The sequence below is a fragment of the Pseudomonas sp. NBRC 111124 genome (genome assembly GCF_001320245.1).
Classification (GTDB): Bacteria; Pseudomonadota; Gammaproteobacteria; order Pseudomonadales; family Pseudomonadaceae; genus Aquipseudomonas.
Genome location: NZ_BCBA01000002.1, coordinates 15701 through 38050, shown reverse-complemented (window position 1 = coordinate 38050; position 22350 = coordinate 15701). Strand labels below are relative to the sequence as shown.

Annotated in this window: 33 protein-coding genes; 29 read left to right on the top strand and 4 right to left on the bottom strand. The window is 62.3% G+C overall.

The window, feature by feature from the left end; all coding sequences use genetic code 11:
• Window positions 1–113 precede the first annotated feature (113 nt).
• The 10 genes from APH28_RS01060 to APH28_RS01020 all read left to right on the top strand — a co-directional run bounded on the left by APH28_RS01060 (window position 114) and on the right by APH28_RS01020 (window position 5544).
• A complete protein-coding gene (locus APH28_RS01060) occupies window positions 114–842 on the top strand; it encodes a Rha family transcriptional regulator (RefSeq protein WP_082432232.1) in 729 nt (242 codons plus the stop codon).
• Window positions 839–1294 (top strand): hypothetical protein, encoded by a 456-nt coding sequence (locus APH28_RS01055; RefSeq protein WP_060507197.1) that lies wholly within the window; start codon window positions 839–841, stop codon window positions 1292–1294. The genes APH28_RS01060 and APH28_RS01055 overlap by 4 nt, the downstream gene beginning before the upstream one ends.
• Window positions 1291–2043, top strand: a complete 753-nt coding sequence (locus APH28_RS28965) for a helix-turn-helix domain-containing protein (protein WP_218186513.1) — start codon at window positions 1291–1293, stop codon at window positions 2041–2043. The genes APH28_RS01055 and APH28_RS28965 overlap by 4 nt, the downstream gene beginning before the upstream one ends.
• Window positions 2040–2765 carry a replication protein P gene (locus APH28_RS01045; RefSeq protein ID WP_060507196.1) on the top strand — a complete coding sequence of 242 codons (726 nt, stop codon included), beginning with the start codon at window positions 2040–2042 and terminating at the stop codon, window positions 2763–2765. Before APH28_RS28965 ends, APH28_RS01045 begins: the two co-directional genes overlap by 4 nt.
• Window positions 2766–2934: 169 nt before the next feature.
• On the top strand, window positions 2935–3333 hold the full coding sequence (locus APH28_RS01040; RefSeq protein ID WP_060507195.1) for a recombination protein NinB: 399 nt from the start codon (window positions 2935–2937) through the stop codon (window positions 3331–3333).
• Entirely contained in the window at window positions 3333–3635 is a 303-nt protein-coding gene (locus tag APH28_RS01035) for a nuclease domain-containing protein (protein WP_060507194.1), read from the top strand. Before APH28_RS01040 ends, APH28_RS01035 begins: the two co-directional genes overlap by 1 nt.
• Window positions 3632–3994 (top strand): endodeoxyribonuclease RusA, encoded by a 363-nt coding sequence (locus APH28_RS01030; RefSeq protein WP_060507193.1) that lies wholly within the window; start codon window positions 3632–3634, stop codon window positions 3992–3994. Before APH28_RS01035 ends, APH28_RS01030 begins: the two co-directional genes overlap by 4 nt.
• The gene (locus APH28_RS29040) at window positions 3991–4113 is read left to right on the top strand and encodes a hypothetical protein (protein ID WP_256248256.1); all 123 of its coding nucleotides are present in this window, start codon (window positions 3991–3993) and stop codon (window positions 4111–4113) included. The genes APH28_RS01030 and APH28_RS29040 overlap by 4 nt, the downstream gene beginning before the upstream one ends.
• Window positions 4110–4799, top strand: a complete 690-nt coding sequence (locus APH28_RS01025) for a hypothetical protein (protein ID WP_060507192.1) — start codon at window positions 4110–4112, stop codon at window positions 4797–4799. Before APH28_RS29040 ends, APH28_RS01025 begins: the two co-directional genes overlap by 4 nt.
• A 235-nt stretch (window positions 4800–5034) precedes the next feature.
• Entirely contained in the window at window positions 5035–5544 is a 510-nt protein-coding gene (locus APH28_RS01020) for an acyloxyacyl hydrolase (protein WP_060507191.1), read from the top strand.
• Between the two features lie 99 nt (window positions 5545–5643).
• On the opposite strand, the gene APH28_RS01015 is transcribed toward APH28_RS01020, so the two are convergent.
• Both APH28_RS01015 and APH28_RS01010 read right to left on the bottom strand, forming a co-directional pair.
• Window positions 5644–6072: a type II toxin-antitoxin system HicB family antitoxin gene (locus APH28_RS01015; RefSeq protein ID WP_060507190.1), complete on the bottom strand. Its 429-nt coding sequence runs from the start codon at window positions 6070–6072 to the stop codon at window positions 5644–5646.
• Window positions 6073–6121: 49 nt separating this feature from the next.
• Entirely contained in the window at window positions 6122–6301 is a 180-nt protein-coding gene (locus tag APH28_RS01010) for a type II toxin-antitoxin system HicA family toxin (protein ID WP_060507189.1), read from the bottom strand.
• Between the two features lie 99 nt (window positions 6302–6400).
• Here APH28_RS01010 and APH28_RS01005 point away from each other — a divergent pair, with 99 nt between their 5' ends.
• Window positions 6401–6772: a hypothetical protein gene (locus APH28_RS01005; protein ID WP_060507188.1), complete on the top strand. Its 372-nt coding sequence runs from the start codon at window positions 6401–6403 to the stop codon at window positions 6770–6772.
• Complete coding sequence (locus tag APH28_RS01000; protein ID WP_060507187.1) at window positions 6772–7089, top strand: hypothetical protein; 318 nt, start codon at window positions 6772–6774, stop codon at window positions 7087–7089. The genes APH28_RS01005 and APH28_RS01000 overlap by 1 nt, the downstream gene beginning before the upstream one ends.
• 3 nt (window positions 7090–7092) lie before the next feature.
• On the opposite strand, the gene APH28_RS00995 is transcribed toward APH28_RS01000, so the two are convergent.
• Complete coding sequence (locus APH28_RS00995) at window positions 7093–7371, bottom strand: hypothetical protein (RefSeq protein ID WP_060507186.1); 279 nt, start codon at window positions 7369–7371, stop codon at window positions 7093–7095.
• A gap of 108 nt (window positions 7372–7479) precedes the next feature.
• On the opposite strand from APH28_RS00995, the gene APH28_RS00990 reads away from it, so the two are divergent.
• From APH28_RS00990 to APH28_RS00970, 5 genes are read left to right on the top strand one after another with little or no spacing between them, the layout of a single operon-like run.
• Window positions 7480–8088 (top strand): putative metallopeptidase, encoded by a 609-nt coding sequence (locus tag APH28_RS00990; protein WP_060507185.1) that lies wholly within the window; start codon window positions 7480–7482, stop codon window positions 8086–8088.
• 31 nt (window positions 8089–8119) lie between these two features.
• Window positions 8120–8596 (top strand): DUF2280 domain-containing protein, encoded by a 477-nt coding sequence (locus APH28_RS00985; RefSeq protein WP_060507184.1) that lies wholly within the window; start codon window positions 8120–8122, stop codon window positions 8594–8596.
• Window positions 8571–9899, top strand: a complete 1329-nt coding sequence (locus tag APH28_RS00980; protein WP_060507183.1) for a terminase — start codon at window positions 8571–8573, stop codon at window positions 9897–9899. Before APH28_RS00985 ends, APH28_RS00980 begins: the two co-directional genes overlap by 26 nt.
• The gene (locus APH28_RS00975) at window positions 9899–11350 is read left to right on the top strand and encodes a DUF4055 domain-containing protein (RefSeq protein WP_060507182.1); all 1452 of its coding nucleotides are present in this window, start codon (window positions 9899–9901) and stop codon (window positions 11348–11350) included. The genes APH28_RS00980 and APH28_RS00975 overlap by 1 nt, the downstream gene beginning before the upstream one ends.
• Window positions 11277–12368, top strand: a complete 1092-nt coding sequence (locus APH28_RS00970; RefSeq protein WP_082432231.1) for a minor capsid protein — start codon at window positions 11277–11279, stop codon at window positions 12366–12368. Before APH28_RS00975 ends, APH28_RS00970 begins: the two co-directional genes overlap by 74 nt.
• Window positions 12369–12370: 2 nt before the next feature.
• On the opposite strand, the gene APH28_RS00965 is transcribed toward APH28_RS00970, so the two are convergent.
• Entirely contained in the window at window positions 12371–12889 is a 519-nt protein-coding gene (locus APH28_RS00965; RefSeq protein ID WP_060507180.1) for a hypothetical protein, read from the bottom strand.
• Between the two features lie 131 nt (window positions 12890–13020).
• Here APH28_RS00965 and APH28_RS00960 point away from each other — a divergent pair, with 131 nt between their 5' ends.
• The 12 genes from APH28_RS00960 to APH28_RS00905 are packed head-to-tail and all read left to right on the top strand — an operon-like array spanning window position 13021 to window position 22345.
• A complete protein-coding gene (locus tag APH28_RS00960) occupies window positions 13021–13794 on the top strand; it encodes a hypothetical protein (RefSeq protein ID WP_060507179.1) in 774 nt (257 codons plus the stop codon).
• Window positions 13795–13797: 3 nt separating this feature from the next.
• Window positions 13798–14775: a major capsid protein gene (locus APH28_RS00955; protein WP_060507178.1), complete on the top strand. Its 978-nt coding sequence runs from the start codon at window positions 13798–13800 to the stop codon at window positions 14773–14775.
• Window positions 14776–14822: 47 nt separating this feature from the next.
• Window positions 14823–15260, top strand: a complete 438-nt coding sequence (locus APH28_RS00950) for a hypothetical protein (RefSeq protein WP_060507177.1) — start codon at window positions 14823–14825, stop codon at window positions 15258–15260.
• A gap of 3 nt (window positions 15261–15263) precedes the next feature.
• Window positions 15264–15641, top strand: coding sequence for a hypothetical protein (locus tag APH28_RS00945; RefSeq protein ID WP_060507176.1), 378 nt, complete (start codon window positions 15264–15266; stop codon window positions 15639–15641).
• A gap of 3 nt (window positions 15642–15644) precedes the next feature.
• Window positions 15645–16037, top strand: a complete 393-nt coding sequence (locus tag APH28_RS00940) for a hypothetical protein (RefSeq protein WP_060507175.1) — start codon at window positions 15645–15647, stop codon at window positions 16035–16037.
• Window positions 16038–16039: 2 nt separating this feature from the next.
• Complete coding sequence (locus APH28_RS00935) at window positions 16040–16714, top strand: hypothetical protein (RefSeq protein ID WP_060507174.1); 675 nt, start codon at window positions 16040–16042, stop codon at window positions 16712–16714.
• A complete protein-coding gene (locus APH28_RS00930) occupies window positions 16711–17139 on the top strand; it encodes a phage tail terminator-like protein (protein ID WP_060507173.1) in 429 nt (142 codons plus the stop codon). Before APH28_RS00935 ends, APH28_RS00930 begins: the two co-directional genes overlap by 4 nt.
• A gap of 39 nt (window positions 17140–17178) precedes the next feature.
• Complete coding sequence (locus APH28_RS00925; RefSeq protein ID WP_060507172.1) at window positions 17179–17838, top strand: phage tail protein; 660 nt, start codon at window positions 17179–17181, stop codon at window positions 17836–17838.
• Window positions 17839–17847: 9 nt separating this feature from the next.
• The gene (locus tag APH28_RS00920; RefSeq protein ID WP_060507171.1) at window positions 17848–18231 is read left to right on the top strand and encodes a phage tail assembly chaperone; all 384 of its coding nucleotides are present in this window, start codon (window positions 17848–17850) and stop codon (window positions 18229–18231) included.
• A gap of 47 nt (window positions 18232–18278) precedes the next feature.
• Window positions 18279–18545, top strand: coding sequence for a DUF1799 domain-containing protein (locus tag APH28_RS00915; protein ID WP_256248255.1), 267 nt, complete (start codon window positions 18279–18281; stop codon window positions 18543–18545).
• A gap of 3 nt (window positions 18546–18548) precedes the next feature.
• Window positions 18549–22007, top strand: coding sequence for a phage tail tape measure protein (locus APH28_RS00910; RefSeq protein WP_060507170.1), 3459 nt, complete (start codon window positions 18549–18551; stop codon window positions 22005–22007).
• A complete protein-coding gene (locus tag APH28_RS00905) occupies window positions 22007–22345 on the top strand; it encodes a phage tail protein (RefSeq protein WP_060507169.1) in 339 nt (112 codons plus the stop codon). The genes APH28_RS00910 and APH28_RS00905 overlap by 1 nt, the downstream gene beginning before the upstream one ends.
• The last annotated feature ends 5 nt before the right edge of the window (window positions 22346–22350 follow it).

Here is a 22350-nt window from a genome sequence, read left to right as displayed (position 1 = left end):
GCTCTCTGCAAAACATAACTTGTGAAAGGATTATGCATATGCAGACCCAAAGTGTACAGGCCCTCTCAAGGGTCGCGCCACAAAATGAGACCCACGGTTTTGTGGCGCGCACGATGTCTTCGCGTGAAATCGCGAATCTGACCGGCAAGCGCCACAACAACGTGAAGCGCGACATCACCGCCATGCTCGCTGACCTGAAAGAAGATGCGCTCAGTTTTGAGCACATCTACCTGGACGGCCAGAACCGCGAGCAAGTGCAGTATCTACTGGACCGCGAGCACACCGATTGCTTGCTGACTGGGTACAGCCCTGCGCTGCGCATGAAGGTAATCCGCCGCTGGCGTGAACTGGAAGGGCAATCCGAGGCCCGCCAGGCAGTGATGGCCAACGGCACCAAAGTGGTCGGCGAGATCGCCCTCATGGAGTGCTTCACGCGTCTCCTGAAGCCTGCCGCGTCCTGCCAGATGCAGATGCTGGCCAAGATCGCCGAGAACAACGGCCTCGATCCGAAGTTCCTCCCCAGCTATGCAGTGGATGCACCGGCTGACGCAGCCGGTGGCAGTTCGTTGCCGACCAAGGCCCTAACCGCCTTGCTCAAGGACAACGGTATCCGCATGTCGCCCGCGTCGTTCAATAAGGCCCTGCAGCAGGCCGGCGTGCTCAAGGTCATGCAGCGCAAGAACTCCAAGCAGGAAACGGTCACCTTCTGGGCCATCACTGACAAGGGGCTGAGCTATGGAAAGAACCTGACCAGCCCTCAATCGCCTCGCGAAACACAGCCGCACTGGTACGTAGATCGCTTCCCTGAACTAGTTGAATTGGCAGGGAAGGGGCGCCCATGAAAGTCGTGACTCTTGTTGTTGAAGCCGCTGTCGAGCCGATTCACCTAGGTATGCAGCTGGCGGGCGGACGCGTCACCGCTGCCGGAATCGGTGACTACTCGTTGTATTGCGAACTGATGGAGGATGCCAAGGACCTTGTGTTACTGATCGAGGACGGAGCACTCACGCGTGACACAGTTCTCGAAGCTGCGGCTCAGAAGGTGCGCGACCTTATCACCGCGCTCGACGATGCTGGTGATGGCCTGACTTCCCTGCATGACGCATTGCGCAGTGACGCTAAACGGTATCGCTACATGCGCGACTTCCCCTACAACAACCTCGCCAGGGCGGTAGGGATCACTGATGGCCGCCATTTCTGGCTTCAGTACGCTGCTGCTGACCAAGCCGTTGATGAGGCGATGGCTGACGACGCTGAGCTTCTTGCGTGCATGGCGCAGGAGCATGACCAATGACCGACATCCCGCGTCAATTCAAGGGTGTCTGGATCCCTGCCGAGGTCTGGCTAGATCACTCCCTGTCGATCACCGAGAAGGTGATGATGGTAGAGATCGGTAGCCTGCAAGACCCTGTGCGCGGCTGCTACGCCAGCAACAGTCACTTCGCCAGGTTCTTCGGCCTGTCGAGTTCCCGCGTGTCCGAGATCATCAGTGCTCTCTCGGCCAAGGGCCTTTTGCGGGTCGAGCTGATCCGTGATGGTCGACAGGTTGTCGAGCGCCGCGTGCGCCTTTCCAACCTATTCGGAAAGTCGAATACCTATTCGGAAAACGCGGCGACCCTATTCGGAAAAGGCGGTGACTCCTATTCGGAAAACGCGGAGGAGAGTAATACAAAGAGCAACAGTACAAATGAGGGTGAGCGCGGGGCCGCCAAGGCGTCCTCGTCCGCTTCGCGCAAGACTTCGAAGTTTGACCCTCTGACTGCCTGCCCGGCCAATGTCACTCCCTCCGTGTGGGCCGACTGGTGCCAGCATCGCCGCGAGATCGGAAAGCGCCTGACCAAGACCACCTGTGACCGCCAAGCCAAGACCCTGGCCGGCCACCACGCACCCGACGCCGTGATCAACCAGTCCATCAGCAACGGCTGGACCGGCCTGTTCCCGGAGAAGGTTCTGCCAGGTGCGCAGCAGGGCCAGCGCCGCCAGACCAACGAACCTGACTTCAACGACTCCTCCTGGGCCGAAGGGCTGATGGTGCGCACATGAAATCAGCAAACCAACTGATGGCTGCAATGCAGAACCGTCCGCCAGAGCTGCACGGCGGGCCGGTGGTTGTCTCCATCGAAACCGCCGAGGTGGTGAACGACCTGTTCCGTCGCCTGCGCGGGATCTTCCCGGCCTGGCGCCAGGCGTGGCCGTCCACCGAAGCCCTGGCCGCCGCCAAGGAGGAGTGGATCAAGGAGTTCGCCTCCGAGGGTATCCGCACGCTGGAGCAGATCGAGTTCGGCATCGAGAAGTGCCGCAAGCTCAAAAAGCCATTCGCGCCGAGCGTGGGCGAGTTCATCGCCATGTGCCAGCCGACGCCGGAGGACTTCGGGATGCCGGCACCGGCCGCCGCCTGGGTCGAGGCCCTACTGGGCGTGTACAGCCACGAGGGCGTGAAGATTGCTGCCGTGGCCACCGGCCTGTTCGACCTGCGCGCCGCCCAGCAGAACGACAAGGGCCTGCAGGCTCGCTTCGACCGGGCCTACGAGATTGTGCTGCGCCGGGCCCAAGAGGGCGAGCCACTGGACGGCAAGATCGCCACCGGCATCGGCCACGACAGCCAGAAGAGCGCCGCCGAACTGGCCGACGAGTACGCCACCCAGAAGCAGGCCCGCCTGCTGGAGATCCAGCAGATCCCATCCGGTGCGGCCGCGTGCCGTGCACACCTGCTGGCCAAGTTGAACATCAAGCGCGCCGGGCAGCCGGCTGGGGAGGGGATGTGAAGAGTGAAGTCTTGAGCAGAAAAACTGATCGGCCTCTCACCCGCGATGACACTTATCCGCAAGGTTTCCGCAGGCTTGAGGCCGGTGCACGAGATTTTATAAATCCGAAAAGTGTTGATCAAGGGGCCTGCATCGCTGAGTTAACCGTTCGCATGGAAGGAGGCGGCCCATGACTGAGTTCGCCATTCGCAGCAGTCAGGACCTGAACCGTCTGTACGGTGCACTGCATGCCATCGACCTGACGAACCCCAAGGTGGTGGTCATCAAGGACGAGAAGCGCCCAGACGTCTGCAACCGGAAGATGTGGGCCATGCTCCGCGACGTCTCCCAGCAGGTGGAGTGGTACGGCCGCAAGCTCACTGACGAGGACTGGAAGCACATTTTCAGCGCTGCGGTGCAGAAACAGGACGCGGTCCCGGGTATCGACGGCGGCTTCGTCGTCCTGGGCGTCTCGACCCGTAAGCAGTCGCAGAAGTGGTTCAGCGACCTGTTCGAAGTGATGCACGCCTTCGGCGCCGAGCACGGGGTGCGCTGGACTGAGCCGGATCGGTGGGGAGGGCAGTATTGATGCGCGTCGTATCCAAGAAGGTGCGCGAGAGCGCCCGTGGCCAGGACTGCACCGTCCGCATCCCTGGCATCTGCAACTTCAACCCGGACACCACTGTGCTGGCCCACCTGCCATGCGGGCAGAAGGGAATGGGCATGAAGGGCTTCGACACCGTGGCGGTCTACGCCTGCAGCGCCTGCCACGACGTGCTGGATGGTCGGGGGAAAGGCGAGGTGGACTGGTCCGACATGCCCCGGGCAATCGCTGAGACTCATGAGGCCCTGATCCGGGCCGGCATTCTGACCATCAAGGGGGCTGCATGACGGACTTGACACTACCGTGGCCACCGACCGTGTGCAGCCCGAACGCCCGGGTGCACTGGACTAGGAAGAGCAAGGCGGCCAAGTCCTACCGGGCAGCCTGCCACCTGCTGGCGAAGCAGGCCGGCATCAAAGCACCTGAGGGTGATGCATTGCTGCTGCTCGAGTTCGTGCCGCCCGATCGCCGCCGGCGCGACGACGACAATCTGCTGGCGATGTTCAAGGCCGGCCGTGACGGCCTGGCAGACGCCCTGGGGATCGACGACAACGTGTTCGCCACCCAGATCAGGGTGAGCAAGGAAACGATCAAAGGTGGCGCTGTGCGCGTCCGTATCGAGGCACAGAAGGGAGAGGCAGCATGAACTGGACAATTCTGGATACTGCCAGCGCCATCCTGCTGGCCATGACCATCACCTCCACCTGGTGCGTAGTGCGCGGCCAGTTGATCGCAAACCGCCGGAAGAAGGAGCAGGGACGATGAAATACCAAAGCGTATTGGCAGCAGTGGTCCGAGCATTGGCGGCTGAGACCATGAGCGGCGTAGGCGGCGGCGACTTCGAGCCGAAGGTCCAGGCCTCGAAGCTCAAGGGGGAGATCAGCGGCAAAGACGCGGCGATGCTGGTGGACTGCTGGGTGCACGCTCGCTTGCACAGCAAGTTGATCCCGCGGCACTGGAATGCCCTGACGGCCAGGTACTCGACCCACAAGGCGAAGAAGGTCGAGGCCATTGGCAAGCTGGTGCCCCTGATCGCTACCCAGGCGCCGAACCTGTTCCGGTACAAGGCGGTCACCGCCTGGGCCATCCCACCGGTGAAGGGCGTGCAGGCGTCATCGGGCAACGAGATCGCGAGTCGTTCGGCCCGTGAGCGGGCGGAGTGGGAGTCGCTGAACGCCGGGGTGATCAAGCACCTGGCGGGTGGCGAGATGCCGGAGGACACCGGCCAGGCGCGCCGGGAGCAGTATGTGAAGCGCTCTACCGACATGATCGTGCTGCCGGCCGAGTTCTACGACATCAACACCTGGGATGGCCAGGGCCTGAACCGGACCACGTACTGGCGCTGGAAGAAGGGTATCGAGAAGGTGCTGGACGAGATGGTGGTCGAGGCATTGGCCGCGTCTAGCAAGATACTTCAGGAGGAAGGCGTTTTGATGGCAGATGCCGCTTGACACCTGTGCAACGATGCAACATTATTTGCTCATCCTGTCATTCCTGCGTGTGTTGAGGATTGACGAAAAGAACCCGGCCATCGTGCCGGGTTTTTTATTGCCCGAAGAGGGCCTCAAGAGTCCTGTCACCCCCCCGAGCGAGGTCGGATAGGATTTTTTTTTGTAACACGGAACGTTTTGATAGCACTATGATTCTGATAGGTTGCTAACTAAACAAACATGGAAGACCGTGATTATGAAAACCGTTCTAGCTGCTGCAGCGCTGTCCCTTGTCGCTGCGTCCGCCGGAGCAGCTGAGCTTTCCGGGGCGCTGGGTGCGACAAGTCAAGGTGGCATTACAGCGCGCGTAGGCGTTGGCTTTAACTGGGACAGAAGCTGGTTTGAGTCCAGCGCGGGCCGTCTAACCGGTTATTGGGATGCTGGGTATACCTATTGGGAGGCCGGAGATGCTTCCGGCGGCGCTCACTCGCTGTCCTTTGCGCCAGTTTTCGTTTACGAATTCGGCAGCGGAAATGTGAAGCCATTCGTTGAGGCGGGTATCGGCGTGGCAGTCTTCTCTGGTACATCCGCAGGCGACCAAGACTTTGGTTCGGCCTTCAACTTTGAAGACCGCATCGGCGCTGGCCTGAAGATCGGCGAGACGCAGAAGGTTGGTATTCGAGCGATTCATTACTCCAACGCTGGTATCAAGCAGCCGAACGACGGCATCGAGTCGTTCTCGCTGTTCTACAGCCACCAGATCTAACTCTTTCTGCGTAGCTCCCTTGCCCGCCAAGTGCGGGCTTTTTTGTTTCTGGAATAGGGCCTAAACAGGCCCTTCAATAGCCTCGTTGGTGGATGGCGCTCAGGCAGCCTCAACCGATATCGACAATCGTTTGCCCATGGCGGCAAAAGCGCTCTCTAGCTGCTCCATCTTCGAAGTGTGCAGGAAGTCGACCAAGCGATCTCCCTGGGTCTGGGATACACCCAGCAGTCGACACAGATCGGCCTTGCGCATACCTCGCGCCATCATCTCGTTCCACAGCGCGATTTTCGCCACGGTGACTGCTGGCAGGTGGATGACCACCTCTCCCTCCTTGGCCGAGGTTGCCTCTGGAATCATCCATCGCTGGTCCGCATAGAGCGACAGCGTGGACTCGATGGCGTCGATCGCCTCGCTGATCGCATGCTCGCGGTTGTCGCCATAGCTGTTCAGTTGTGGCAGATCACGGCAGAAAACGGCAACGCCTGGCGCGGTGCCGTCCTCTTCAAAGCGGATTGCATAGTCGTACATGGTCACTCCTCAGGGTGATGCGTTCAGCGGTCATAGGCTAAGGGGGCTCTTAGAGCCCCAGTTGCTTGATGATCGCCTTGCGGGTCGGTTCGGGCATTTCCTTAGCACCGTGGTCCGCGAAGACAGTCTGTTTGCCGTTTGGGGCTGTGATCTTGAAGTGGCTTCCTTTCGCCGCTTCGAAGGTCACCCCGTGGGCCTTCAACCATCGTCTGAACTCGCTGAACTTCATCACCTCGTCTCTGTTGTTTGGATAGGTCTAGCATACAGCAGATTTGTGGTAATACAACATATTTGTGGTGTTTCCGTAGGGTGCACCTGGAGATTACGGATGGACCCGACCGACCTCGGCCCAGGCACAGCCACCTGGCTGGGCGGAACGGGCACTGTATTGCTGGGCGGCTTCTTGTGGCTGCGCAAGTTCCTTTCCAAGGACGCCGCCGACCGCGCCATGGACAATGCCGACATCGGCACTGTCCGCCGGCTGAATGAGCTGCTCGACTCCGAGCGCGAGGCCCGCAAGTTGGCCGAGGCTCGTGCCGACCAGTTCGCCAAGGAGCGCAACGAGCTCGCAGCAGCAGTAGGGCGGATGGAGGGGAAAATTGAAGCCCTCACCAGCCAGGTGGGCCAGCTCACCGAGAAGGTGACCACCCAGAGCGCCGAGATTTCCCGGCTTCGCTCCCAGCTTGGAGGTACAGCCTGATGGACAAGTGCGCACTGGAATTCATTGCTCGTCGTTGGTGGCGCCGGGCTGAGGTGTGGGTGATTGCAGCCTTGCTGATTGCAGGTGGAGCAGTACTCGGCTGGCAGTCGGCCTATTGGGCCATGGCCAATACCCAAGCCCACCAGGTGGACGAGATCCGCAGCGCCTACGATGCAGCTATGGCCGAGCGGGACAAGCGTCTGGACGACCTGACCCGCAAGACCGAGAGTGCCGTAACTAAGGCGTCAAAGGCAGCGACCACCGCTACCCAGGCCGCTGACAAGGCTGATGAGGCCCTGAATCGGGTAGCACCGTAGAAATCATCTGCTGAAAAGGCACGGCCCCAGCTGTTGTCCGGCGAGATCACAAGCCGACTTCATGTCTACTAGCCCTTGAGCGAAGCAGCCGGCTAGTAGGCCGATCAATGCGGCAACAATCAGATGGAAAAGTACACGGTCAGTAGGGAGCGTCTCGCGTTTCCTCCAAGCGTCCAAGCATCGAGCGCCGTAATTGAGCATGTAGAGCCCCATAAAAAGAGCGACGCCCGCTGCCGAGTAAAAGCCGAGCGCCAGTATTTCGAAAACCCTGAAAAATTCCATGCACGTCTCCTTTGTTGAGTGCGACCCAATTCAACCATTCTTGGCTGCTGCTTGCGACTCAACTCGATGCAGTTGCTATGTCCGTGAGGCTGAGTGAGCGAACACGCTATGAGTAGGCCTACACCACCTGCTGATCTTGTTGAATCGCTATGGCTCACCCTGCGCCCAGCCACTGGTGTGTGGGACTGGGTGCAGAGTGAGATCCTCGCAGAGACCGGCAGCATCCATAACCCCGAGCACGCCCACCTGATTGACGCCAACATCGGTGTGCTGTGGGCATCGAGCGGATTCGGCAAGCAGGGGCGGGTGGTACTTGGCCAGACCGAGCAGCTCATGTTTCGAGCTGGCGGATGGCAGAAGGCCCGGCAAGAGCAACAGATGCGTCAGTGGTTCGGCGAGGTGCCGGCCTACCTGATTACCCTGGCCGCCGATTACTGCGCCCAGTGCACCGACGCTGAGTTCTGCGCCCTGGTCGAGCATGAGCTCTACCACATTGCCCAGGCGACCGATGAGCACGGCGCTCCCAAGTTCACCCAGGAAGGGCTGCCCAAGCTCTACCTGCGCGGTCACGACGTCGAAGAGTTCGTCGGTGTGGTGAGGCGCTACGGTGCCAGCAACGACGTACAGCAGCTGATCGACGCTGCAAGCAGGCCGCCTGAGGTGGCCAAGATAAACATTTCGAGGGCCTGCGGAACCTGCCTGCTCAAGTCGGCCTGATGTGAGACAGGCATAAGACGGAATCCAACCTATGGCAGCCCTGACAAGCGATGTAAAAGCCTTCATCGTTCAGGCTTTGGCGTGCTTTGACACGCCTACCCAGGTCTCACAAGCCGTCAAGCAAGAATTCGATATCGATGTGAGCCGTCAGCAGGTCGAGCAGCACGACCCAACCAAGCGCGCTGGGGCCAATCTGGCAGCGAAGTGGCGAACCCTGTTCGAGGATACCCGCAAGCGCTTCCGCGAAGAGACGGCAGAGATCCCCATTGCCAATCGGGCGTTCCGTCTTCGTGGCTTGGGAAGGATGGCCGTGAAGGCGGAGAACATGCGCAACCTGGCGCTGACTGCCCAGCTGTACGAGCAGGCCGCCAAGGAATGCGGCGACATGTACATCAACCGTAAGCTCGAACCCGACAAGCCCCTGGGCTCCCAGGCGGATCAGCCACACGCCGTTGCTGAGTACAAGCTGGAGCCAGACGAAGGTGTCCCGACTACCCCGTACCTATGACCCGCCGGTGAAGCTGACGCCGAAGCAGGCGAACATCTACGTCTGGGGCTTTCAGCCTCAGGCGCGCTTCCGTGATGCGGTGTGCGGGCGTAGATTCGGCAAGACCTTCCTCGGCAAGGCCGAGATGCGCCGCGCGGCCCGGTTGGCTGCGGAGTGGGGCGTTAGCGTTGAGGACGAGATCTGGTATGGAGCGCCGACGTTCAAGCAGGCCAAGAGGGTCTTCTGGCGCCGGCTGAAGCAGGCCATCCCTGAAGCATGGCGCGCGGCCAGGCCGAATGAGACCGAATGCTCGATTACCCTCAAGTCCGGCCACATCATGCGCGTGGTCGGCCTGGACAATTACGACAACCTGCGGGGCTCCGGCCTGTTCTTCGTGCTGGTGGACGAATGGGCGGACTGCCCGTGGGCAGCCTGGGAAGAAGTGCTCAGGCCAATGCTCTCGACCTGCCAATACACGATCCCCCAGACCGGGGAGTCAAGAAAGGGCGGGCATGCGCTGCGGATCGGCACGCCGAAGGGCTTCAACCATTGCTATGACACCTATCGCGACGGGCAACCGGGCGGTGAGCCTGATCACAAGAGTTGGCAGTACACCTCGCTGCAGGGCGGCAACGTCCCGGCCGATGAGCTGGACGCCGCCCGGCGTAAGATGGATCCGCGCACATTCCGCCAGGAATACGAGGCCGGGTTCGAGAACTATGCCGGGGTCGTCTACTACACCTTCGACCGGGTCGAGTGCCGCACCAGCGAGCGCATCAAGCCCGGCGAGGCCGTGCATATCGGCATGGACTTCAACGTCATGAAGATGGCGGCGGTCGTCTACGTGGTCCGGGACGGCCTGCCGCTGGCGCTGGATGAGTTCCACTCGGTACGGGATACACCCGAGATGATCGAGAAGATCAAGGTTCGGTTCTCCGGCCACAGCGTCTCTGTGTACCCAGACGCCAGCGGCCAGAACACCAGCAGCAAGAACGCCAGCGAATCGGATCTGTCCCTCCTCAAGAAGGCCGGCTTCACAGTGGTGGTCGACTCGCAGAACCCCGGAGTCAAGGACCGCATCAATGCGGTCAACTCCATGTTCCTTAACACCTACGGGGAGCGGCGCTTGAAGGTCAACATTGACCAATGCCCGCAGCTTACCCAGTGCCTGGAGCGGCAGACCTACACCGACAAGGGTGAGCCGGACAAGGACCCCAAGAAGGGGCACGACCACATGAACGACGCCGCGGGCTACTTCATCGCCAAGCGGTTCCCGATCAAGACTCAGTCCGCCGGCTCCCGCCGCATCGGAGGTTTGGCGTAATGCCTGTTCAATCCACCAACCCAGACTACGACGCTCACATCGAAGAGTGGCGGATGATGGACGACGCCCTGGAGGGCGAGGGCGCCATCAAGCGCAGCCCGCGCAACCTACCCAAGCCCAGCGGCATGACCGAGGCCGAGAAGCTGGACGGCGCTGGCAATGCTTACCTGTACCAGAACTACACCGCCCGGGCCCAGTATGAGCACTGGGTGCGGGACTCGCTGCGTTCAATGATGGGCCTGGTCTCGCGGCTGATCCCCGAGGTGAAGATTCCAGCGGGCTTGAAGGCCTTGGAGGACAACGCCACGGCCGATGGCTTCGGCCTGACCCAGCTGTTCCTGCGGATCGTTCGCCAGGCCATTTCCCACGGCCGGGTGCCGCTGGTGGTCAACATCGATGACGCGGGCCAGCCGTACTTCGCCACCTACGCAGTGCGCAACGCCATCAACTGGGACGCCGCCGACCAAGGCGGCCGCCAGGACCTAGTGCTGTCCGTCTTCCGCGAGTTCAGGCGTAAGGAGCAGGATCGCTACAGCCACGAATGCGAAACGGTCTACCGCGAGTTCTACATGGACGGCGCGGTCTGCCGCACTGGCGTGCGTAACGAGGCTGGTGAGCTGATCGAAGACGATCGCCCACTGGGCACTGTCGACGGCAGCAACAACCTGGTGCGCGGCCTGGGCTACATCCCGGTGATCTACTGCGGCTCCACCGACAACTCGCCTGACGTAGACGAGATCCCGTTGCTGACCATGGCCCGGGCTGCGCTGAAGTCGTACCAGCTCAGCGCCGACTACTTCACCGCGCTGCACCAGACTAGCCACCCGCAGCCGTGGGTGTCCGGCCTGGATGAGAGCGTGGAGCTCAGTGTCACTGGGCCATCGGCTGCCTGGGACCTGGGGCCCAAGGGGGCGTGCGGTTACCTGGAGTTTCAGGGCGCCGGCATTCAGGCCGTCCGCACGGCGATGGAAGACCAGAAGAATGCCGCCCTTGAGGCTGGCGCCAAGGTCATGGATGTTTCGGGCACCGAGTCGGGCGAGGCCCGCAAGACCCGACAGAACGACCAGCACGCCACGCTGCACAGCATTGTCATCACTGCTGCGGCCGCGATCGAGCAGGCCCTGCGGTATGCGGCGGAGTGGACAGGCTACGACCCGGACGACGTCGTCTTCACTGTCAAGCCGGAGTTCGTGATCCCAGAGGTCAACGCCCAGGTGCTGGCCGAGCTGCAGAAGAGCGTCATGGCCGGCACCATCAGCGCCGAGACCTACTGGCAGTACCTGACCACCGGGAAGCTTCCCGAGCGCCCCTACGACGAAGAGGCCGAACTGATCGGCGACAACCACGGCGCGGGCGGCGTCAACCTGGACAAAGACGATGGCGATGAAACCGGAGCAAACGGCGGACGAGAAGTTGCTGGAGCAGGCAAGCCGCCACTCGGTACTGCTTGAGCGGCTGAAGGCGGGCGAGGTCAAGAAGTTCGAAACCTGCCTGCGCCGGGCTGACAGCCATGTCCGCGACCAGCTCACCCGCAAGGAGCTGACCACCTACGGCCGGAGCCGGCTTGAGGAGTTCCTGGGGCGGGTAGGGGGCAAGCTGCTGGAGATCTACAAGGCCTTCAGCGACCGGATGCAGTCCGACCTGGTGGACATCGCGCAGTACGAGGCTGCATTCGAGGGGCGCAGCCTGGAGAAGGCGCTGCTGATCGATGCGGCCATGCCGACAGACTCGCTGCTCAGGGCTGCGATCAACACGCAGCCCCTGCAGGTGTCCGGCGTCGATGGCGGAAAGCTGCTCAAGCCTTTCCTGAGCGGGTGGACGCGCACCGAATCGGACAGAGTAACCAACGCCATCCGAATGGGGGTCGTGCAGGGCCAGACCAACGCCGAGATTACCCAGGCCATTCGCGGCACCGCGGCGCAGAACTTCACAGACGGCGTGCTTGCGGTCACGAACCGAAGCGCCCGGGCAGTCGTCCAGACAGCAGTCCAGCATGTGGCCACCACCGCGCGCATGGAAACGCTCAGGGCGAATGCCGAGGTGGTGCCTGGCTATCGGATCGTCGCCACACTGGACAGGAAGACCAGCGTGCAGTGCAGGAGCCTGGATGGCCGCGAGTACGAGATGGGCAAGGGGCCTGTGCCACCATTCCACATCCACTGCCGAACCACCATCACCCCGATCACCAGGTTGTCGGCGCAATTCGCCCAGGGAGCCACCAGGGCGGCCGTCGGCGCAGACGGTGGCGGGCAGGTCTCCGCCAGCCTCAGTTACTACCAATGGCTCAAAACTCAGCCGGCAGCGTTTCAGGACGCCGCTTTGGGCCCGGTGCGCGGCAAGCTGTTCCGCGATGGCGGGCTGACGGCCGAGCGCTTCGCTGCGCTGCAGCTGGACAAGAACTTCAAGCCGCTGACGCTGGACCAGCTCAAGGAGCTGGAGCCGTTAGCATTTGATCGTGCGGGGCTATGAGATCAGCAATCTTTTCGCTCGAGATCGAATTCCGTTAGCTCCTGAAAATAGACGTGGTGCCAATCCTCGATCTGTCTGGCCAGGTCTGCGCTCCGCTGGGCACGAGTGCCTTCATCATCAGTAAGCTGCATGGCTTGCATGTAATCGCCGATGAGATTCATCGTTTTCGTCGCGAGCTTTGGCGATGAGTGAGCCACAAGTGCCTCAGCGGAAGCGATAGCGTTCTCGTAACGCAATGCTAGCTCTTCGTGCGAAGGGTCAGGATGGTACGGGTAGGAGAAAGACTTCGAGAGGGCAACCAGCATGGCCTCTGCTCTAGAGCGTAATTTGTCCTCTCTTTCATCGAGCCTTTTTACGCAACTGGTGCGCAGCTCCTTCTGAATGGAGGTATGGGACGAATAGGCCTGGATGCCAATCCCTCCAGCGGTGAAAAAGCCGGCAACTATGGCCGCTTGAACCGTTACATCCAGCTTGGTCCAAGCCTTTTTGGGTTTGTCGGAAAGTGGTTTAGGACATTTCATCGGCGCGGTATCGAGGTTAACCCAGCTTCTGGTCGCCGCATCCTACATCAGCGCGTGTTTCCTTCGACCCGCTTCGGCGGGTTTTTTCATGCCCGCAAGGCGGGTCCATCCAATCCCCAGGGGATAGCCACATGCCTTTTGACTTCGACCCGGCCGCTCACGGCCTCACCCTCGATGAAACCCAAACCGCCGCGCTGAAGGCAGCGCTGGGCAGCGAGGTTCAGAAATTTCTGGACGGCGAGGTCTCGGGCCTCAAGTCCAAAAACACCGAGCTGATCGGCTCCAATAGGGCCATCAAAACCGAACTGGACAAGCTGAAAGGCCAGTTCGACGGTCTGGACATCGAAGCGGTGAAGGGCCTGTTGGCCAAAGCCGGCCAGGACGAAGAGACCAAGCTGATCGCCGAGGGCAAGCTGGACGAGGTCATCAGCCGCCGCACCGAGCGCCTGCGTACCGACCTGGACAAGCAGGTCAAGGCCGCCAACGAGCGCGCCGACAAGGCCGAGGCCTTCGCTGCCAAGTACAGCGATAAGGTGCTGGCTGACTCCATTCGCGCTGCCGCCATCAAGGCCGGCGCGCTGCCGGAGGCTGCCGAGGACATCATTCTCCGCGCTCGCGGCACCTTCAAGCTGAGCGAAGACGGCGAGCCCGTTGCCACTGATCGTGCCGGCGAAGTCGTGTACGGGAAGGACGGCAAGACCCCGCTGTCTCCTCTCGAATGGGCGGAATCGCTGCGCGAAACCGCTACCCACCTGTGGCCAAGGGCTCAGGGTGCCGGGCAGACCGGCGACAACGGTGGCAAGGCCACGAAGAAATGGGGTGATTACACCGAGACCGAGCGTGCTGCGATGGCTCGTGACAACCCCGACGCGTTCAAAAAACTCCAAGCCACCCGAGGAACCTAACCCATGGCATCTACCCAACTGTCGGACATCTTCGTTGCCGACTACTACGGCACTCTGGAGCCGGTGAACTCCCCAGAAAAAACCGCCGTTTACGAGTCGGGCATCATCACCCGATCGGCGACCCTGGACAATATCGCCAAGAACGGACAAGGCACTTCCGAGATCAGCTACTGGCAGGATCTCGACGCCGATGAGGCGCCGAACATCTCCAACGATGACCCCGACGACCTCGGTGCCGTTGGCAAAGCCGAGCAGGGCAGCATGCGTGCCCGAACCCTGTACCTCAACAAAGGCTACGGCGTCTCCGACCTGACCGCTGAACTGGCCAACTCCGAGCCGATGCAGCACATCCGCAATCGCTTCGGCACCTACTGGACCCGTCAGTGGCAGCGCTACCTGATGGGCGCGGCTCGAGGTGTTATCGCCTCCAACATCGCCAACAACGGCGGCGACATGGTGAAGGACGCTGGCGCATCGATCAGTGCCAATGCGTTCCAGGACGCTGCGTTCACCGCCGGTGACGCCGCCGATATGTTCGCCGCGATCGGCGTGCACTCGGTCGTGATGAACCAGATGGTGAAGCAGGACATGATCGAGTACCTACGCGACTCGCAAGGCAAGATCATCCTGGCAACCTACCTGGGCAAGCCGGTGTTCATGGATGACGGCTTGATCTACGCCCCAGGCCAGTACTTGTCGCTGTTCTTCGGCCAGGGCGCATTCGGCTACGGCGAGGGTAGCCCGCACATGCCGGTCGAGATGCAGCGCAAACCGGATGGCGGCAACGGCGGCGGTGCCGAGGTGTTGTGGGAGCGCAAGACCTACATCCTGCAGCCGGCCGGCTTCAGCTGGAAAGGCAGCAACAGCCAGAACCTCAGCCCGACTGCCACCCAGTACGCCAGCGCTGCGAACTGGGAGCGCGTTTTCGACCGCAAGCAGGTTCCGTTCGCCGCGGTCATCAGCGGCACCGCCACCCCTTGACCCCATGATGCGGGGCGCCGGCCTGGCGCCCTGCGCAGGAGATCAGCATGAAAGTCATCTACACCAACACCCCAGGCAGCGAGCGGGGTACCTGCTATCGCCGGCTGGACCAGTTTTTTGGCGTGATCGACGGCGCGACCTCAGTGTCCGTGCAGGGCGATGCTCCGCACATCGGCGAGGCGTACCAGCGCCAGGGCATCAGCGTAAGCGAGATCGAGGAAGGGCTGCGCCTGGATGGCCCGACTATCGCCCAGTGGCTGGAGCAGGGCTACAAGGCGTCAGCCTACCCTCCGAACGGTTACGCCCCTGTCAGCAGCCAGGCCGAGATAGACAAGGCGATTGAGGAGGAGGAGGGCGGCGACGAGACCGACCCTCACAAGATGAAGGTGCCGGAACTCAAGGAGTGGCTGACCGCCCAGGGCATCACCTTCGACCCAGCCCTCAATAAGCCCGATCTGCAGGCCCTCATCCCGTCGAAGGAATAAGCCATGACCGACTTCATCACCGTCGCTGACGTCGACCAGAAGCTGGGGCAGGGCTGGGCAGGTGACGGTGATGCAGTCCTCGCCGTTGCCATGGCCAATGCCTGGCTCACGGCCAGGATAAAGCGGACGGTGCCAGAGCCGGTGCCGGACGCAATCATCACCGCCGGCGCTCAGGTCGCGAAGCTTGCGGCCGAGGGCAAGCTGTACAAGGACACGCAGCGCGAGGTGCAGAGCAAGACCGTGTCGGCCCAGGCTGGCACCTCGACTAGCAAGACTTACGTTGCGGGGTCTGTTGATCGCTCTTCAGGCGAGATCTTCGCCCTCGACCTCATCGCTCCATGGATACGGCGCTTCGGCACCGTAATGCTCAAGAGGATCTGACTCATGGGGATGCGTGAAGAACTCCAGGCTGAGCTGGCGGAAGCGTTCGACGACCCAGATGGCCTGGCCGATGCGGTGAAGCCTGTCGTTGGCAGCCGCACGGTCAAAGGCGGATATGACCCTGAGATCGGCGGTACCGTCCCGGCCTCGACCATCCATTACGCCGGGCGTGGTGTGTTCGGCAGCTACCTGGCCAAGGAGATTGACGGAACCCGCATCCAGACCGAAGACGTGAAGCTGCTGGTGCTTCAGAACGAACTTTTCGAGGGGCAGACCGGTGCTGTAACGGATGTCCTGGCGGCGCCCAAGATCGGCGACCAGGTGAGCGGCTACCGGGTTCTGAATGTGTCCGAAGATCCTGCCCAAGCCACCTGGACAGTCCAACTGAGGAAGTAACCATGCCACGCGGCTCGCACATGACCCAGCGATACGGCGGAAAGCAGGGCGGCTTCGCCGAGGCTATCCGGGCATTCGCAGAGCAAGCGGAGCAAGCCCTGGACGCCACCTTCCGCGAGATCGTGATCGAGATCGGCAGCAGCGTGATCCGCATGTCGCCGATCGGTAACCCGGAGCTGTGGGCGGCCAACGTGGCCCACCGGGCCAAGGCGAGCCAGGCCGCTGATGACTACGACTTCAAGGTCGCGGTACGCAACACCCTGATCAACCTGAACCAGGACAACTTCACCAAGGCCGGCAAGCTGCGCAGGGGCGTTAACTACGCCAAGCCTCTCACCAAGACCGAGCGCGAGCAGAACTTCGCCACCAGTGGCCTAGTAGCAGGCCAGGGCTACGTCGGCGGACGGTTCCGCGGCAACTGGCAGTTCTCCATCGATTCGCCGGCGACTGAGGAGCTCGACCGAGTAGACCCGTCGGGTAGCGAGGCTATTACCGCGCTCATCACCCAAGTGCAGGCCCTGACGATCGGCCAGACCGCGTACATCGTGAACAACCTGCCGTACGCCATTCCGCTCGAGTACGGACATTCAACGCAGGCGCCGGCCGGCATGGTCCGGATCACACTCGCGAACTTCCAGCGCATCGTCGACGAAGCCATCAGGAACAACAGCGTATGAGCCAAGCAAAGGCCCGGCAGGCCATCGAGATCAAGTTGATGGCCTGGGCCACAGCGCGGCCGATCCGGGTCGCGAATTTCGAGCAAGGGTTCGAGGCTGGGGCCGACGAAACCTATTTGCAAGCATTCCAACTGCCGGCGGCCACCACCTGCCGCTACCTGGGCGGCGAGGCCTACGAATACACCGGTGTCTACCAGGTGAGCATCGTCTGCCCTGCGGGCCAGCCACTGGTCATCGCGGAGACCCTGGTCGATGAGCTTTCGAGACTCTTCCGGGTTGATTCGGCGCTCAGTCGCAACGGCTTCGAGGGCCTGGTCACCGAACCGGTTGACCAGGGCCCAACTATTCACGAGTCGGCAACCTACACGGTTCCGGCCAGCTTCACCTACCGCGGTGTCGCGGACCAACCGCCCGCTGGGGCATAACCAACCGCCTCCCGGCGGGCAACAATGAGGAAACACTCCATGGCCGCAAAATTCCCGCTGCCGAACGGCGCTGTGCTGGAAATCGCCAGCGTTTTCGGCGCTGCCGTCGCCTTCACCACCCTGACCAATGCTGCGCCACCGGTGGCCACCGCCGTCGGGCACGACATCGAAAATGGCGATGTTCTGCTGGTCAGCTCCGGCTGGGCGCTCATTGCTGACCGCGCTATCAGCGCCGCAGACGTGGCCGCCGACACCTTCGCCCTGAAAGGCCTCAACACCATCAACGTGGACAAGTACACCCCTGGCGCTGGCGTAGGCTCGGTCCTCCCCGTGACTGCCTGGGCGCAGATCTCAAAAGTGACCGCGTTCACTTCGGCCGGCGGTGAGCAGCAGTATCTGACCGTGGGCTATCTGGAGGATGACGATGACCGCCAGTTCCCGACCAACCGCAACCCGATCACCCTGTCTATCACCGTCGAGGATCAGCCGAGCGCGGCCTACGTCGGCCTGGTCGAGAACTACGGTGACAGCAAGGAGCTCGTGGTGGTGCGCCTCAAGCTGCCAGGCGGCGATCAGATCCTCTACCCAGGCTACGTGAGCATCACCACCACCCCAACCATGGACCGGAACAGCCTCATGACGCGCACCATCAGCATCGCGCTGTCGGGCCGTCCCGTTCGTATCCTGGCTGGCGCGTAAGGAGTCCTCATGGCGAAGATCAAGATTGCGCAGAACCCCACGTTCGCCGCTGTGGTGCAGGTTCCGCGCATTGGCGCCGAGCCGGCCCCTGTGGAGTTCCAGTTCCGCTACATGGACCGGGTGGCACTGTCCGCGATGTTCGATCGCTGGAACAAGGCGCGGGACGCTTGGGCGGCGAGGGCCCAGAAGGAAGGGGCAAGCTGGGAGGAGGTCACCACCGGCGAAATCGCTCTACAGGCCGATCAACTGGGCGAGATCGTCACTGGCTGGGACCTGGAGGACGAGTTTAGTGCCGAGGCCATCGTTGACCTGGTGCGTACCTGCACCGGGGCACCGAAGGCGGTCGTCGATGCTTTCCAGGCTGCCTACAGCCCGTCCCGCCTGGGAAACTGAGAGCGGCGGCCCGGGCCTGCTATGAGCGGGGCCCCTCCGTCGAGCAGTTGGCGGCGCTGGGTCTGACGCCTGATGACATCGAGGAGGAGGTGGTGGAGGTCTGGCCAGACGCATGGTCAGCCTTCCGCCTGTTCGATGCCCTAGGCACGCAGTGGCGGGTGGCTTCGGGCGGCCCGTCCGGCCTGGACTACACCGCCATCCCCGCAACTGCCTCAATGCTCGGCATCAATCGCCGCGACCTAACCGACATTTTTCCCGATCTCCGCGTCATGGAGGTTGAGGCCTTGGCCGTCATGGCCGAATCGATGGAGTAGATCATGACCACCATTGCCTCTCTCGGTCTTCAGATCGACTCCGGTGATGCCGTCGAGGCCAAGGACAACCTCGATAAGTTGACGGACGCCGGCAAGCGCAGTGAGGATTCGGCCGGACGGACCGGGCGCGCCTGGGAGACTGCCCTGGGCAGCCTGCAGGGTGACACCCGGCAGATTGTTCAGGAGCTGCAGGCGCTCAACGCCAAGCAGACCGAGCTGGCGCAGCAGATGGCCACGGTGGGGCGCGCTGTTACCAGCGCCTCCACGGCGTTCAGCAGCGCCGCAGCGAACATGGGGGCGTTTCGGACCGAGGCCGCGCAGGCGGGTAAGGTGCAGGAAGCGCTCACCAGCGCCACGGATGCCGGCGCCCAGGCTGGCCGGCGCGCCGCCGAATCCGCCGACGAGCAGCAAGCCAGAATTCAGGCTGTGGCCAAGGCCTCGCTCGAGGCCAGCCAGTACGTGCAGTCGCTCAACCGGGCGACCGAGCAGAGCGCCGAGGTCACCGCCCAGGCGAACGCCGTTCTATCGGACAGTGCCAGCCGTCAGGCATCCATCAACAGCCGGGCTCAGGCCCTCATCGCTACGGAAGAGCGCCAGGCGGAGGCGGCGAAGAAGGCTGCCGGAGCGCATCGGGAAGAAGGCCAGGCGCTCGAGGAGCTGCTGGGCAAGATCGACCCGACCGTCGCGGCCATGAGCCGCTTGGACCAGATGGAGCAGAGGCTTAAGAGCTTCCGAACCAGCAGCGCGCTCGATGCGGAGACATTCGGCGAGTACCAGACGAAGATCGACCAGGCGCGCACGGCTCTGGGCGGCGCAGATGTTGCGCTGAACAAGACGGGAATGACGGCCAAGGCCACGGCTGCAGCGCTGCGTGGCGTGCCGGCCCAGTTCACCGATATCTTTACTTCCATAGTGGCCGGCCAGCCGATCATGATGGTTGCCCTTCAGCAGGGCGGGCAATTGAAGGACATGTTCGGAGGCATTGGTCCTGCAGCTCAGGCGCTCGGAGGGTACGTCCTTGGCTTGGTGAACCCGTTCACTGCCGCGGCTGCTGCAATGGCCGTGCTCGGCTATGCGTACTACTCGGGCAGCGAGGAAGCTGTCGGCTTCCAAAAGGAGCTGATCAAGACTGGCAACGCCGCCGGCACGACGGCAGACCAGATGTCGGGAATGGCGCGGCAAGTCGCGGCGACCGTCGGCACCACTGGCGCCGCGGCGGAGGTGCTTACCCAGTTGGCCGGTAGCGGGAAGATCGCCTCTGACAGCTTCATCGAGATCACCGAGGCGGCCCTGGAATGGCGCTCAGCGACTGGCAAGGCGGTCGAGGAGACCGTGGCCGAGTTCTTGACGATCGGCAAGGACCCGGTGGCTGCAGCCAAGGATCTCAACGAGCAATATAACTTCCTCACCGCTGCGACCTACTCGCAGATCGTTGCCTTGAAGGAGCAGGGCGACACCATCGGGGCCACAAAGCTCCTCACCGACACTTACGTCGACACGATCAAGTCCCGCAGCAAAGAGGTGACCGAGAACCTGTCGCTGTGGGAGCGCGGGTGGAAGTCTTTGAAGGGCGAGGTGGCTGCCACGGTCGACGCGCTCAATGACGTTGGTCGGGATCAGGACATCACGAGCCGGATCGTTGACATGCAGCGCCAGGTAGCCGCAGCGCAGAGCGCTGTGAATGCCGACGCTGACGACACCGACGCCCAGAAGAAGCTCACCAACGCCAGCCTTGAGCTGAAGGGGTTGATCCAGCAGCGAGATACGCAGCAGGCGATTGCCAGGGCCCGAGAGCTGGATGTCCAGCAGCAACAGGCAGCTGTCGTTGCAATCGGCAAAATCGATGCGCTGGAGAAGTCGGCCAGAACCAACGCCGAGAAGCGGGCAGACGCCCTGAAGGAGTACAACCGGTCGCTGGACGCGATCCGCAAGGTCAGCCCGAACGACGAGCGCTTGAAGCCCGAGAACATCGCCCGGGTACAGGCCGACATCGCTAAGCAGTTCAAGGATGCTGCCGGGCCTACCAAGTCGGTCGACCTCACCGGCTTCAACGACCAGAAGAACGCGCTGAGCGCCATCCTGGCTGAGTACAAGAACCACCAGAAGGAGCTGGACGCGGCACAGACGGCCGGGCTGATCTCCCAAGAGTCCTACGCTTCCCAGCGCGCGGCGATCATCGAGCAGCAGAAGGGCGACGTCACTTTCGCCTACGAGGCCGAGATCAAGGCTCTGGAGGAGGCAAAAGGCAAGAGCACCACCAGCGCCCAGCAGCGCATCCAGCTGGACCAGAAGATCGCCGATGCCCGTGCCGCCATGGTCAAGGCCCAGAAGGACGCCGACACAGAATTGGCGGTGCTGGCGACCAACGAGCAGGGCCGGCTGGCCAAGCAGGCCAGGGCAGTGCAGACCTACACTGATGCCCTTGACCAGCAGGTCCTGGCGCTGAGGTTGCAGGGCCAGCGCTCCGCCGATGGCCTTGGGCTTGGTGATCGCCAGCGCGGCCTGCAGGATCGGCAAAACGGCATCACCGACCGGATGAACCAGCAGCGACTGGACCTGGCCAACCAGTACGGCGACGGCTCCCGCGGTATGAGCCTCGACGAGTACAACCAGAAGCTGGAGGCCCTGAGCAAGACTGAGAAGGACCTGCAGGAAACCACCATCGCCAACTACGACCAGATGACGGCCGCGCAGGGAGACTGGCGCAAAGGTGCGTCGTCGGCCTTCCAGAACTACCTGGAGCAGGCCAGGGATGTAGCCGGGCAGACGCGATCCCTGTTCACGAACGCCTTCAGCTCGATGGAGGATGCGGTCGTGAACTTCGCCATGACGGGCAAGTTTTCGTTTGCCGACTTCACCAAGTCGGTGCTGGCCGATATGGCTCGCATCGCAACACAGCAGGCTGCATCTGGCCTACTGGGTAGCTTGGTGAGCTGGGGTGCCACTGCGGCCTCCGCCTACTTCGGTGGAGGCACCGGTAACGGTATGGAGGCTGGGTCTGCAGGCGCGGTGTCGTCCAACCTTGGCGCTTCGCAGGCCGGCTACGGCAGCACCTACTTCCCTCAAGCTCTGGGTGGGGCATGGTCGAACGGCGTGCAGTTGTTCGCCAATGGCGGTGCTTTCACAAACTCCATCGTGAGCACCCCGACAGCCTTCGGCATAGCCGGCGGCAAGTTGGGGGTGATGGGGGAGGCCGGAGACGAGGCGGTAATGCCGCTGACTCGCACGGCTGGCGGTCAGCTGGGTGTCAGAGCCATCGGCGGGGGAGCTGGCACTGCTATCAGCCTATCGGCACCGGTCAGCCTGGTGATGGATGACCGTAGCAATGAGGGTATGCAACTCGACCAAGCACTGCTTCAGCAGAACATGCAAAAGCAGCTGCAGATCGCTGCAGAAAAGGCTGTCGCTGATTCTTGGCGCCCAGGCGGAGTGAGCTACCGAAATTCACAAGGGAGGCGCTGATGGCCATCGAGAAATTCAGCTGGCCCACCCAGCGCGGCGAAACCCCGGAGATCACCTACCGGGTTCGCGAGTCGCGCTTCGGTGGTGGTTACCGGCAAACGGTGGGTGATGGCCCCAACAACAGGGAAGAAAGTTACCCGATCACCGTCATCGGCACGAAGGCCCAGGTCCGAAAGATCATGGAGTTCTTTGACCGGCACGGCGGCGCCAAGGCCTTTCTGTGGTCCACGCCGCTCGGTGATCTGGGGCTGTTTACCTGCGCCGACCCGAAGCCCACACCTGTCGGCGGCGGCCGTTTCAAGGTCTCCGCAACCTTTGCACGGGCATTCCACCCGTAAGGAAG